The organism is Pseudodesulfovibrio nedwellii, from assembly GCF_027923765.1.
Taxonomy (GTDB): Bacteria; Desulfobacterota; Desulfovibrionia; order Desulfovibrionales; family Desulfovibrionaceae; genus Pseudodesulfovibrio; species Pseudodesulfovibrio nedwellii.
Genome location: NZ_AP026709.1, coordinates 1,124,063 through 1,136,246 on the forward strand (window position 1 = coordinate 1,124,063; position 12,184 = coordinate 1,136,246).

Sequence of the window (12,184 nt, forward strand, 5' to 3'; positions counted from 1 at the left end):
TTTTTTTATCGTTATTGCCATCCACGTTTTTCTCGAAACGCATCTGCAAACTTTTTGATGATGGCTTCAACATCCTCCTGCAATTCCTTCTTAAAATCGAAAGTATTCGGAGCGATGCCCATCATAGCCGTTTCCCAGTACACCTGACGAGGCGGAACACCGAATTCAAAATTCAAATGATAGGCGTTCACACCACCAACGGTCCTGATGTTCATAATCTTAAGGATAATATATCCGACATTCTCAATCTCATACCCTGCGGCAGGGTAATTATCCACCCAAGCCTCATCATTCAGTCGCATATCACCCATAAAAGCCTGAAAATACTTACGGGCGTACGCCTGAACTTCATCAGCTTTCACCATATCATCGGCATCGACATAAACCCGTATACTGTCGACAATCTTTATTTTCTTATATTTATCTACATCGTCGGAAGCCTGAGCAACTGTGGTCCCCAGCACCATAGCCAACACAATCACCATACTTAAAAAACGCTTCATTTTCATCCTCACACGGTTATTCGTTCATAGAGAACACGTATTCTTACGATGATAACCACAGAGCGACAATTTTGTAAGCAAAAAAGAAAAGGACTCATGTGTGATTAAACACATAAGTCCTTAATTCCTTAATGGTGGGCTATGCAGGATTCGAACCTGCGACTTCTTGCTCCGGAGGCAAGCACTCTATCCAACTGAGCTAATAGCCCACAAGAAGCAAGTAGCTATACTTCGCTTACTTCTTTGTCAAGGTTACATTAAATACTGTAAAAAAAGAACACGAAAAACATAGGAAATACCGTAACGGTCTTTTCTCTTGCAAAAAAGTCTAAAAAAAGTCTATATGGCAAAAAGACAATTCGGCAGGGAGACAATGGACACAAAACGCATCATCCTCGCGGTTAGCGGGGCAAGCGGCACTTTGTATGCCGCTTCATTAGTCAAGGCCCTGGGTGGTCGGAATGACGTGGAACTGCACGTCATCATTTCTGACGCGGCCAAAAAAGTCCTTGCCCTTGAAACGGACCTTCCCATTGATGCCCTGACAAAAGGGGCAACCGCCATTCATGCACAGGATGATATCGCAGCTCCACCAGCAAGTGGTTCATGGCGACATAACGGCATGATCATTTGTCCCTGTTCCATGGCAACAGTATCTGCTGTGGCCACGGGTTTTGGGCACACGCTTATCCATCGAGCCGCAGACGTCACCCTCAAAGAACGTGGCAGACTCATCCTCGTTCCACGGGAAGCTCCCTACTCTATTATTCATCTCGAAAACATGCTCACGGCCACCAGGGCCGGGGCTGTCATTGTACCGGCGAGTCCGGGCTTTTATCATCGTCCGGCAACCATTGAGGATTTGGCTGATCATCTGGCCGGAAAAATCCTCGACCAATTGGACATCCCCCACACTCTGTTCACACGGTGGGGGGAATAGGAGACGCACAATGGAGATTACATGGTTCGGCCACGCAAATTTCAGAATCAAGGCCGCTGACGCAACCCTGTTCATCGACCCCTTTTTTGTGGGCAATCCCAGTGCCACCACGTCATACAAAGAGGTGGAAGAGTGCTCTCTCATTCTGGTCACCCATGACCATAGTGATCATATAGGCCAAACGCTGGAGCTCGCTATCAAACATGATGCCGAAGTTATTGCTATCTTCGACGTTATTCAGGAACTCATTAAACTCGGCTTGCCGGAACATCTCGGTGTCGGCATGAACATCGGCGGCACTGTCACCCGACAAGGGCTTGACATAAAGATGGTTCAAGCCATGCATTCCACAGTAAATGGCTCGCCCGCCGGATTCATCATCACCGACCCAAAAGGATTGTGTGTTTATAATTCCGGCGACACGGGTCTCTTCGGTGACATGGAACTCTTCGGTAAATTTCACGACATCGACATTGCCATGCTACCCATCGGGGGACGTTTTACCATGGACGCCAAACAGGCTGCCTATGCTTGCAAACTGCTTGGGTGCAAAAAAGTAATCCCGCAACATTGGGGAACCTGGCCTATTCTGGACCAGAACACCCAGACCATGGCGGAACAACTTGCCCTGACCTCACCCGACACGGAACTCCTGACATTGGGAATAGACAAACCGTTTGAGATCTAGACCTTTCTTGAGGCTTTCAGTGACTGTAAAGCCGTATAAATTTTCTCAGCCCGCTTCTGACCAATACCGGGCAATGCAGTGATATCGGCACTATCAGCTTTGAGCATATCATCCAACGATGCAAACTGGTCCCATAAAATCCTGGCTGTTTTAGGACCAATGCCAGGAAGGGACGTCAATTCACTGCTCAAAACAGCCTTCTTCCGCGATCTGCGTTGACGCCCGATAACAAATCGATGCGCCGCATCCCGCATTTTCTGCAAGAACAGCAACTCCGCACTACCCGGCTTGAGCGGCATGGGATTTTTACGTCCAGGCCGAAAAATAAAATCCCCCAATTCGCCAGCCCGCCGGGACTCTCCTTTGGCTATCGATACCAACTCCCAACAAACATCATCCACACATTCATTCAAAGCCGCTTCCACTGCGGACAACTGGCCACGTCCGCCGTCAATAAGCACCAGATCCGGCCATGGCGGCCCGGATTCAACTCTGCGTTTAGCCCATGCCGACAAAGCCGCATAATCATCTCCGGTTCCTTCCAGTTCCGAAAACGCATACAAACGAGATGCCTCCGGGCTCCGCCGTCCTTCTTCGAACACAACTTGCCCAACCCGCATATTCGTGCCTGACAAATGCGATGCATCCACACACTCAATGCGTACTGGTTCCTCGGGTAATCGCAGCACTTTCTGTAACCGTGCAGCAATGGTATCTTTTCGCTCACGCGCCTGCGCTCCGACACTCCGGGCCAATCCAACCAAGTGTTTTTCTTTAGTCGTTTGCGGCAAGGCAATACGGACCGATCCTACCCCACGGTCGGCCAACACCTCGGACAACGGCGAATCATCAAACTCGTAGGGTGCTATAATCAATGAGGGAATAAATCGTCCCGGCCCATAGAACTGGGAAATAAAACTCTCGACCACCTCCGGCCCTTCATCCAACGTCAGCCCAGGCCAGAAAAATTGTTTCTCATCAAGTAACCTCCCTTGCCGCACAAACAGCAAACCAAGTCCAAGGCCCTGTTCATTCTGAACCAACCCGATAACATCTCGATCACGATTGTCATGAATGACGGCAATCTGTCCTTCTACGGTCTTTTTCACCGCACGTATCTGATCACGAAACACCACAGCTTTTTCGAACTCCATATCCTTTGAAGCTACTTTCATCTGACGAGTCAGGGAATCCACCAGCTCCATACTGCGACCAGAAAGCAACATTTCAATGCGCTGAACCATATCATTATATAAATAACGATCCACTTCCTTGACGCACGGCGCCCAACATTGATGGATGTCATGATAGAGACAGGGACGAATCCGATTTTTGAACGCCGTATCCGTACATTTACGCAAAGGGAAAACCTTGCCAAGCAACTTCCACACGGTTCTGGCAGCAGTAGATGAAGTGAATGGTCCAAAATAAACGGAGCCGTCACGAACAACTTTACGAGTAATAGACAACCGTGGGAACGCAGACTGCTTGTCCAGCTTAAACAAAGCGTACTGCTTGTCGTCCTTGAGCACTATATTATAGCGGGGTCGGTGCTTCTTGATCAGCCCGGACTCCAAAAGCAGAGCTTCCTTCTCCGTGCTCGTCAGCAAAATGTCCACCTTCCGAATATGACTGACAAGGGCAATGGTCTTCGGTGTATGATTCGCACTCGCTCGAAAATACGAGGACAACCGCTTGCGCAGACTCTTGGCCTTGCCAACATACAAGATACGCCCTCGGTCATTCTTCATCAAATAGACCCCGGGTGTATCTGGATAATCAGCGGACAAAAATTTGAACTTTGTATCCATGGCAGTGTTGCTTTTTTTCGACACATTCTCTCCAGATTCAAAGCATACTGTATTTTTCAGGACAAATCATCTTTTCATATTGAACATTTAAATACTTGAAATATAACTATTTATAACGAAAATACACAGACAAGAGTTCAATTTTTTGAACGGTAAAAAATTTTATACTTTTTACATTTATTTCACCGAAACCCCTTGCAAAAGCCTAAGCCATACGGTAAACAAAAAAACAGTTTAGGCGTTTACTTGGTTTGAATTGCAAAAAAAGGAAGATTTATTATGAAACGTTTGACTCTGCTTGCAGTCGCCCTGACCATGGTCTTGGGCATGGCTGCTACCTCTTTCGCAGCTCCCGAAGTTACCATTTCTGGTAACGTTCTGGTCAACGCTGTTTGGCGTGCCAACTGGGATTTCGCTGATGGTAACGATGGTCGTCAGGCCAACAGCCGCGCCATGGACATCCGTGAGCGTGCTGACCTGTACTTCACTGTTACTGCCAATGAAAACCTGAAAGCCGTTCTTGGCTTCCGTTCCGTTCGCGGCGACTGGGGTCAGGCTGGCATGGTTGCTGACCAGTCCGGTGGTGGCGCAGCTAACACTATCGACCTGCGTGATGCATACATCGATTTCAACTGGCCCGGCACTTCCGTTAACGTGAAAGCCGGTCTCATGCCTGTTGGTCTGCCCGCCGCTGTCGGTGGCGCTAGCATGGTCCACAACGCTCGCACCACTGGTGTGATGGTTAGCTCCCCGATCACTGACAACGTCAGCGTTCTCGGTGGCTGGGTTCGCGCTGCTGATGGCAACGCCGATTCCCGCATTGACGCTACCAACGATTCCGCTATTGACGGTTTCATCTTGGCTCTGCCCCTGAACTTCGAAGGCATCGCTATGGCTCCGTACGTCATGTACGCTCCCATGGGCCAGAATGCTGGTGGCACTTCTAACGCAGTTGTTGGCCTGACCAACCGCGCCCTCACCGTTGCCCCTGGCGTCTACCCCGACAATGCAATCAATAACGCTTACTGGCTCGGTACTGATTTCACCATGTCCATGTTTGATCCTTTCGTAGTTCGTGCTGACCTGAACTACGGTCACGTTGATGGCGACAGAGACCTGTACGACCGTACCGGTTGGTTGTTCGACATCGCTTTGGACTACACTGGCTTCGATTTCATGAACCTGTCCCTGACCTACGCCTACACCACTGGTGAAGACGATGACAACACCAACGGTTCCGAGCGTATGCCTGTTCTCATCAACGACTGGGCTATCGGTTCCTTCTGGTTCGGCGGTGGCTTGATCACCGGTGACGATCTGGACAGCGACTCCGACAACATCGGCTTCCACGCCGTTGCTTTGTCCGCTACCGGCATCCAGTCCTTCGCTGAAGGCCTGACTCACGATGCTCACATCGTGTACGCCAAGGGTACCAACGACACCAACGCTGGTGGCATGGTCTACGGCGCTTCCTTGACCGAAGACGACACCATGTGGGAACTCGACTTCAACACCATGTACAAGATCTACGACGAACTGACCCTGTACAATGGTCTTGGTTACGTCAATCTGGACCTCGACGAAGACGCTTGGGGCGCTAACAGCGACGGCGGCGACGCTTGGAAGTTCCAGATTGGTATGGTTTACCAGTTCTAATTTGATTAGAACTTAAGCTGAAAAGCTTAATTGCCAAGTAACGCCAGAGGGCCGGGGAGTGCAAACCCCGGCCCTCTTTTATTGTTTTATGTCGTCACAGCTGTGCTCAAAAACACGCAAAAACACTGAGACAATAAGATGATTATCAACAGCGATGCTCGACTTTTGGTTTTGCCTCGGATATATAATTCCTCCTTGGACAACAACATACCACATTGAATTGAGGTCATCATGCCTTGCAGAGCATTGAAATATTCGACCAGCGACGATTGGACCGCCATCCGTGAATGGCTCGATCAGCGCAAAGACCCTGACACCAAGGTCGACACCCTGGTGCGAGACATTCTGAACAACGTCAAGAATCGCGGCGATGAAGCGCTTGTAGAATACACCCGAAAATTCGACTGCGAATCGCTTGAAGTCTCACAGATACGTATCCCGATTGACGTCATTAAAGCGGCACTGTCGAACATCCCCGAATCCGATGTCGCCATTCTTGAAGAAGCCATTGATCGCGTACGTACCTTTCATACCAACCAAAAAGAAAAATCTTGGTGGACCACCGACGAAGACGGCACCATTCTCGGCCAGATGGTTCGCCCCATTGATCGTGTCGGCCTATACGTCCCCGGCGGTCAGGGCGGTGAGACCCCACTTATTTCCAGCCTCATTATGAACGCTGTCCCGGCTCAGGTTGCTGGCGTCAACTCCATTGCCGTCACTTCGCCTCCGCGCAAAGACGGCACCCTGAATCCACATATTTTGGCAACCGCTGCCCTACTCGGTCTGGACGAAGTCTATCTGGCTGGTTCTGCATGGGCCATTGGAGCTCTTGTCTATGGTACAAACACCATTGCACCGTGCGACATGTTGGCCGGTCCCGGAAATATATTCGTTGCCACTGCTAAATCCCAACTTATCGGACATGTGGGCATTGACATGGTCGCCGGTCCCAGTGAAATCGCCATCCTTGCAGACGAGTCCGCGACTCCAGCATGGTTGGCCGCTGATATGCTTTCCCAAGCTGAACACGATCCGTTGGCCGCATCCATTCTCGTCACCCCGGACACGGAACTGGCCGCAAAAGTTAGAGACGAATTAATTACCCAATGCGCGGAGTTGCCTCGTGGTGAAATCGCGGCTAAATCCCTTGAAGACTGGGGTGCCATCGTCACTGTACCGGACCTCAAAACCGGTGCGGAATTTATCAACCTACTGGCTGCCGAACACCTTGAACTGGCCATTGCCGATCCATGGACCATGCTTGGTTCCATACGACATGCCGGAGCCATCTTCATGGGACATAACTCGCCCGAACCCGTGGGCGACTATTTTGCAGGCCCCAACCACGTACTGCCGACCCTTCGCACAGTCCGCTTCTCGTCGGCTTTATCTGTTCAGAATTTTTGCAAGAAATCCAGTGTGATTGCGACCAGTCCAAACTTTGTTGCCGAACACGGTGACAAAATAGCCCGACTGGCACGTCTGGAAGGATTGGAAGCCCACGCCCGTAGCGTGGAAAAACGAACCAAGTAATATTACATTAATAGAGAGGGAAGACTCATGGCCGGCGTTCTGGAAACTAACATCACCGAATATCCGCTCATTTCCAAGGGTAAAGTGCGCGACATCTATGAAATTGATGACGACACTCTGCTCCTCGTAACCACGGACCGCCTCTCCGCGTTCGATGTGGTCATGCCTGATCCCATCGAAGACAAGGGCAAGGTCCTCAACCAGATCACTTTATTCTGGATGAAAATGATGGAAGACCTTGTGCCTAACCATATCATCGCCACCAATGTGGATGACTATCCTGAATCGCTGCACAAATATAAAGCGGAACTTCAGGACCGCAGTGTGCTTGCCAAGAAAGCTAAGCCTCTGCCCATCGAATGCATCGTACGCGGTTTCATCACTGGTTCCGGTTGGAAAGATTACCAGAAAAACGGTGAAGTCTGCGGACACAAGCTGCCAGAAAACCTGAAAGAATCCGAAATGCTTGAAAAGGCGTTGTTCACCCCGTCCACCAAAGCTGATCTCGGTGACCATGATGAAAACATCACGCTAGATCAGGCTGCCGCTCTGCTCGGTGAAGAGATGATGCGCAAGGTGGAAAAGCTCACACTGGACATTTACACGCGCGCTCGCGATTATGCCAAGGAACGCGGCATTCTCATTGCCGATACCAAATTCGAATTCGGCACCATTGATGGTGAGTTGATCTTCATCGACGAAGCCCTGACCCCTGATTCTTCTCGCTTCTGGCCAGAAGAAGGGTATGAGCCCGGCAAATCACAACCAAGTTTTGACAAGCAATACTTCCGCGATTGGTTGGAAGAAATCGGATTCAACAAGCAGCCCCCGGCACCAAGCATCCCGGCGGAGATCGCTGCGCAGACTCGTGCCAATTATCTGGAAGCATACAAACTGCTGACAGGTGAAGACCTCGAAGTATAGGAGGCTCCCATGCCTGAATGGTTGCAACTCGTAGGCCTTGTTATTCTTGGCCTTGTTGTCGGACGAATGGTCCGTGGCAAGTTCGGCGGTGGCGGTTGAGGCCCCTCAAGTGATAAATGCGGCTGGACGCCGCCTGAAAAAGATGATCAAGATAAATAGATAACCGTAGGGGATGCCGTCCCGACTTGACAGGTACGGCAAATACAACTATTAATCCTCTCTTGCCTTGCCCTCCTCCAATTTGTGGAGCAGGGCCAATGACCAAAAGGAGTAATAATAATGGCTAACAACTACGAGACGCTCGTGCTTCTCTCCCCGGAGTTGGCTGAGGAAAACAGGAAAGAAATCCTGGAAAACCTCACCACCATCGTGGACCGTGAAGGCGGCAAAATGGTTGAGACCGATGATTGGGGCATGCGCCAGCTGGCCTACCCCGTCGAAAAGCAGACCCGTGGATACTACGTTCGCCTTGTGTACGCCGCTCCCGGCGCACTGGTTGCCGAACTGGAACGCAACATCCGCATCACCGACGGCGTCTTCAAGTTCATGACCGTCAAACTGGCTGCCTAGGAGGTTTCACCATGGCATTTCGCAAAAAATTCACACCGAGGAAGAAGTTCTGCCGCTTTTGCGCGGACAAGGAACTGCCTCTGGATTACAAGCGCCCTGATATCCTTCGTGACTTCGTGACTGAGCGTGGCAAGATCATTGCCCGCCGCATCACTGGCACCTGTGCAAAGCACCAGCGTCGCCTGACCAACGAAATCAAGCGCGCCCGTCAGATGGCTCTCCTGTTCTACACCACCGTTCACAGCACTGATGTGAAAAAGCGTAGCTCCATGTAGGAGGGAGGACTTATGAAACTTATTTTACGCGCTGACGTCGACTCTTTGGGTCGACTCGGAGACATCGTTACCGTCAAGAATGGCTATGGCCGCAACTACCTGATTCCTCAGGGCCTTGCAAAGCCTGCCACCAAAGCAAACCTCAAAGCTTTCGAACTCGAACGTCGTAAGCTGCAGGAAAATGCTGATTCCCTTCGTGCACAGGCTCAAGGCCTGGCCGATAAAATCGCCGCCACTCCGGTTTCTATCGCAGTGCGTGTTGGCGATGGCGACAAGCTGTACGGCTCTGTCACCACCTCCAACATCGGCGAAGCCATGGAAGAAGCCGGCATCGACATTGATCGCCGTAAAATCCTGCTTCCCGAGCCCATCCGTGCTCTGGGTGAGTACGACATCGAAATCCGGCTGCACCCCGATGTGCGCGGCGAGCTGAAGCTCACCGTCGCTCGTCACGGTCGCCCCATCGAAGACATCGAAGAAGTGGCTGAGGCCGTCGAGGAATCCATAGAGAATGCCGAAGACGCCGAAACCACAGAGGCCTAAATCAGGCCGATACGAGGTTAATCCGGAAGAGGCCTTAGATAGGGCCTCTTCCGATCTCGTACGCAAAGTCCCCCCGAACTCCCTTGATGCAGAGCAAGCCGTTCTCGGCGGCGTATTTCAATCTGAGCACATGTTCCATCAACTGGTGGATGTGATCACTGCCGACGACTTCTATTCACCGGCTCACAGGGATATTTTCAAAGCATTTACGCAGCTATATGACAGCCACAAGCCCATTGATGTGGTCACTGTTGCCAACCAGCTTGAACAGGACGGCACCCTCGATACCGTCGGCGGTCCTGTCTACCTTGCTGAGCTTTCCGATTCTGTCATCAGTGCGAGCAACGCGCTCTACCATGGCCAAATCGTACGCGACAAATGTATTCTGCGTCGCCTTATCGACATTTCAAGCGGTATTATTTCCAACTGCTTTTCTTCCCGCGATGTTAACGAAGTCCTTGACGAATCCGAAAAGGAAATCTTCAAGATCGCACAGAGCAAGGAAATGCGTGGCATGATGCCAAGCAACCAGCTCATCACTAAAGTTTTTGAAGAGTTGGAAGCAAAGTTCAACAACAAATCTGCCGTCACGGGCATCCAAACCCACTACACCGAATTCGATAGCATGACAGCCGGGTTGCAAAACTCGGACTTGATCATCATAGCGGGTCGCCCATCCATGGGTAAGACGGCCTTTGCACTGAACGTGGCACTGCGATCTGCAGCCCGTTCTGAATGCCCTACTGCCATCTTCTCTCTTGAAATGAGCATGGAACAGCTCATGACTCGTCTATTGGCCGTGCAAAGTAAGGTACATTTAAGCAACCTGCGTACTGGTTTTCTGCAAGATGAAGACTGGCTTGCCTTGCAAGAAGCAGCGGATGTCATTACAAACGCCCCGATTTTCATCGACGACACACCAGCTCTTTCTACCTTAGAACTTCAGGCCCGTTGCCGTCGTCTCAAGGCAGAGCACAACCTCGGACTGGTCGTGGTCGACTATCTCCAGCTTATGCGTTCCAGCGCACGCCCAGATTCTCGTGAGCAGGAAATCTCTGATATTTCACGCCACTTGAAGGCTCTGGCCAAAGAGTTGAACGTCCCGGTTATTGCCCTCTCTCAGCTCAACCGTAAAGTTGAAGAACGGACAGACAAACGTCCCATGATGTCTGACCTCCGTGAATCTGGGGCTATTGAACAGGACGCTGATATCATTATTTTTCTCTACCGTGATGCCGCATACAACAAGAGCGAGGATAACCCGCTCAAGAACCACTGCGAAATCATCATCGGCAAACAACGTAACGGCCCCACCGGCCGCTGCGAGCTCTTTTTCCAAAAAGAGTTCACCGCTTTCGAGAACATGGACGCTACAGTATATCCGTCCGAACTTCCCGAAGGATTTCACGAAGATAACAACTAATCTCAAACACAAGCGAACGCCATGTATTTCGACTCAGTAGAGGCAATGGACCGCGCCGAACTGGAACAACTCCAGGTCGAACGCCTCAAAAAGACCATTGAGAATGCCAAAAAGTCACCGTTTTATTCGGAACGTCTGGCCGACTTCAATGTCAATGACATTCGCACAGCAGATGATATCACCAAGCTGCCCTTCACCACCAAGAATGATCTTCGCAGCCAATATCCGCACGGTCTGCTGACCAAACCGTTAGAAGACTTTGTACGCATGCATGCGTCTTCCGGTACCACTGGTACACCTACCGCAATTTTCTATACTCAAAAGGATCTGGATACATGGGCCGAGCTCATGGCTCGTTCCATGTACGCTTGTGGTTGCCGCAAATCCGACACGCTCCAAAACATGTCCGGGTACGGTCTGTTCACGGGCGGACTCGGTATCCACTACGGTTCCGAACGACTGGGCATGATTACAATCCCATCTGGTGCAGGTAACACCAAGCGCCAAATCAAGCTCATTCGTGATCACAATGTTTCCGTACTACACATCATCCCGTCCTTTGCCCTATACTTTGCTCAACAAGTTCAGGAAGCAGGCTTCAAGACGGAAGATATGCCGTGGCGCATCGCCCTTATCGGTGCTGAACCGCATACGGAAGAAGCCCGCGCCAAAATTGAAGAAATGATGAACATCAAGGCATACAATTCCTACGGCCTTTCCGAAATGAACGGCCCCGGCGTTGCCTTTGAATGTATTCACCAGACCGGCATGCACCTTTGGGAAGACGCCTATATTGCCGAAATCATCGATCCCAAAACCGGCGAACATGTTGCCGAAGGTGAAATCGGTGAATTGGTCATGACCACCATCAGACGCGAAGGTATGCCTATCATTCGCTACCGGACTCGCGACCTGACCCGCTTCATTCCGGGCCAATGCGAGTGCGGCCGCACGCATCGTCGAATCGACCGTATTACAGGTCGTGCCGATGACATGATGATTTTGAAAGGCGTCAATATTTATCCCATGCAAATTGAGCAATGCCTCATGTCCATGCCCGAGGTTGGTCAGAACTACCTTATCGAACTAGTTCGCGAAGGCGTGTCCGATCACATGACGGTCAAGGTCGAAATCAAGGAAGAATTCTTTGTAGAAGATATGCGCGTCTTGCAAGGATTGCAGAAAAAAATCGCCAAAACTTTATGCAGCGAAATCCTGCTCACCCCACGCGTTGAATTATGCCAGCACGACTCCATTCCAAAAACGGAAGGCAAGGCTGTGCGAGTCATCGATACACGCGACGAGGACTAATCCA

The 12,184-nt window shown here is 50.7% G+C and carries 12 protein-coding genes and 1 tRNA gene; 10 read left to right on the plus strand and 3 right to left on the minus strand.

Features of this window, described 5'->3' with window-relative positions; translation table 11 throughout:
* Nucleotides 1-11 precede the first annotated feature (11 nt).
* Both SYK_RS05510 and SYK_RS05515 read right to left on the minus strand, forming a co-directional pair.
* A complete protein-coding gene (locus tag SYK_RS05510) occupies nucleotides 12-503 on the minus strand; it encodes a hypothetical protein (RefSeq protein WP_281762598.1) in 492 nt (163 codons plus the stop codon).
* 132 nt (nucleotides 504-635) lie between these two features.
* Nucleotides 636-712 (minus strand) — tRNA-Arg (locus SYK_RS05515).
* A gap of 164 nt (nucleotides 713-876) precedes the next feature.
* Between SYK_RS05515 and SYK_RS05520 the strand changes: the two genes are divergently transcribed.
* Nucleotides 877-1,443: a UbiX family flavin prenyltransferase gene (locus SYK_RS05520; RefSeq protein ID WP_281763238.1), complete on the plus strand. Its 567-nt coding sequence runs from the start codon at nucleotides 877-879 to the stop codon at nucleotides 1,441-1,443.
* A 10-nt stretch (nucleotides 1,444-1,453) separates the two neighbouring features.
* Nucleotides 1,454-2,131 (plus strand): metal-dependent hydrolase, encoded by a 678-nt coding sequence (locus SYK_RS05525; protein ID WP_281762599.1) that lies wholly within the window; start codon nucleotides 1,454-1,456, stop codon nucleotides 2,129-2,131.
* Here the strand turns inward: SYK_RS05525 and uvrC are convergent.
* Nucleotides 2,128-3,942 carry an excinuclease ABC subunit UvrC gene (uvrC, locus tag SYK_RS05530; protein ID WP_281763239.1) on the minus strand — a complete coding sequence of 605 codons (1,815 nt, stop codon included), beginning with the start codon at nucleotides 3,940-3,942 and terminating at the stop codon, nucleotides 2,128-2,130. The genes SYK_RS05525 and uvrC overlap by 4 nt on opposite strands.
* A gap of 279 nt (nucleotides 3,943-4,221) precedes the next feature.
* Here uvrC and SYK_RS05535 point away from each other — a divergent pair, with 279 nt between their 5' ends.
* From SYK_RS05535 to SYK_RS05570, 8 genes are all read left to right on the plus strand, one after another.
* Nucleotides 4,222-5,598, plus strand: a complete 1,377-nt coding sequence (locus SYK_RS05535; protein WP_281762600.1) for an outer membrane homotrimeric porin — start codon at nucleotides 4,222-4,224, stop codon at nucleotides 5,596-5,598.
* Between the two features lie 231 nt (nucleotides 5,599-5,829).
* Nucleotides 5,830-7,134, plus strand: a complete 1,305-nt coding sequence (gene hisD, locus SYK_RS05540; RefSeq protein ID WP_281762601.1) for a histidinol dehydrogenase — start codon at nucleotides 5,830-5,832, stop codon at nucleotides 7,132-7,134.
* A 27-nt stretch (nucleotides 7,135-7,161) separates the two neighbouring features.
* Nucleotides 7,162-8,058, plus strand: coding sequence for a phosphoribosylaminoimidazolesuccinocarboxamide synthase (locus SYK_RS05545; protein ID WP_281762602.1), 897 nt, complete (start codon nucleotides 7,162-7,164; stop codon nucleotides 8,056-8,058).
* A 279-nt stretch (nucleotides 8,059-8,337) separates the two neighbouring features.
* A complete protein-coding gene (gene rpsF, locus SYK_RS05550; protein WP_281762603.1) occupies nucleotides 8,338-8,628 on the plus strand; it encodes a 30S ribosomal protein S6 in 291 nt (96 codons plus the stop codon).
* Between the two features lie 11 nt (nucleotides 8,629-8,639).
* Nucleotides 8,640-8,903, plus strand: coding sequence for a 30S ribosomal protein S18 (rpsR, locus tag SYK_RS05555; RefSeq protein WP_128327797.1), 264 nt, complete (start codon nucleotides 8,640-8,642; stop codon nucleotides 8,901-8,903).
* Nucleotides 8,904-8,915: 12 nt separating this feature from the next.
* A complete protein-coding gene (gene rplI / locus SYK_RS05560) occupies nucleotides 8,916-9,446 on the plus strand; it encodes a 50S ribosomal protein L9 (RefSeq protein WP_281762604.1) in 531 nt (176 codons plus the stop codon).
* Nucleotides 9,415-10,869: a replicative DNA helicase gene (gene dnaB / locus SYK_RS05565; protein ID WP_281762605.1), complete on the plus strand. Its 1,455-nt coding sequence runs from the start codon at nucleotides 9,415-9,417 to the stop codon at nucleotides 10,867-10,869. Before rplI ends, dnaB begins: the two co-directional genes overlap by 32 nt.
* Before the next feature lie 21 nt (nucleotides 10,870-10,890).
* Nucleotides 10,891-12,180 carry a phenylacetate--CoA ligase family protein gene (locus tag SYK_RS05570; protein ID WP_281762606.1) on the plus strand — a complete coding sequence of 430 codons (1,290 nt, stop codon included), beginning with the start codon at nucleotides 10,891-10,893 and terminating at the stop codon, nucleotides 12,178-12,180.
* The last annotated feature ends 4 nt before the right edge of the window (nucleotides 12,181-12,184 follow it).

What these genes read in the sequence shown, in the direction of transcription:
- SYK_RS05510 (WP_281762598.1), bottom strand. Translation starts at nt 503, where the DNA reads ATGAAGCGTTTTTTAAGTATGGTGATTGTGTTGGCTATGGTGCTGGGG.
- SYK_RS05520 (WP_281763238.1), top strand. Translation starts at nt 877, where the DNA reads ATGGACACAAAACGCATCATCCTCGCGGTTAGCGGGGCAAGCGGCACT.
- SYK_RS05525 (WP_281762599.1), top strand. Translation starts at nt 1,454, where the DNA reads ATGGAGATTACATGGTTCGGCCACGCAAATTTCAGAATCAAGGCCGCT.
- uvrC (WP_281763239.1), bottom strand. Translation starts at nt 3,942, where the DNA reads ATGGATACAAAGTTCAAATTTTTGTCCGCTGATTATCCAGATACACCC.
- SYK_RS05535 (WP_281762600.1), top strand. Translation starts at nt 4,222, where the DNA reads ATGAAACGTTTGACTCTGCTTGCAGTCGCCCTGACCATGGTCTTGGGC.
- hisD (WP_281762601.1), top strand. Translation starts at nt 5,830, where the DNA reads ATGCCTTGCAGAGCATTGAAATATTCGACCAGCGACGATTGGACCGCC.
- SYK_RS05545 (WP_281762602.1), top strand. Translation starts at nt 7,162, where the DNA reads ATGGCCGGCGTTCTGGAAACTAACATCACCGAATATCCGCTCATTTCC.
- rpsF (WP_281762603.1), top strand. Translation starts at nt 8,338, where the DNA reads ATGGCTAACAACTACGAGACGCTCGTGCTTCTCTCCCCGGAGTTGGCT.
- rpsR (WP_128327797.1), top strand. Translation starts at nt 8,640, where the DNA reads ATGGCATTTCGCAAAAAATTCACACCGAGGAAGAAGTTCTGCCGCTTT.
- rplI (WP_281762604.1), top strand. Translation starts at nt 8,916, where the DNA reads ATGAAACTTATTTTACGCGCTGACGTCGACTCTTTGGGTCGACTCGGA.
- dnaB (WP_281762605.1), top strand. Translation starts at nt 9,415, where the DNA reads ATGCCGAAGACGCCGAAACCACAGAGGCCTAAATCAGGCCGATACGAG.
- SYK_RS05570 (WP_281762606.1), top strand. Translation starts at nt 10,891, where the DNA reads ATGTATTTCGACTCAGTAGAGGCAATGGACCGCGCCGAACTGGAACAA.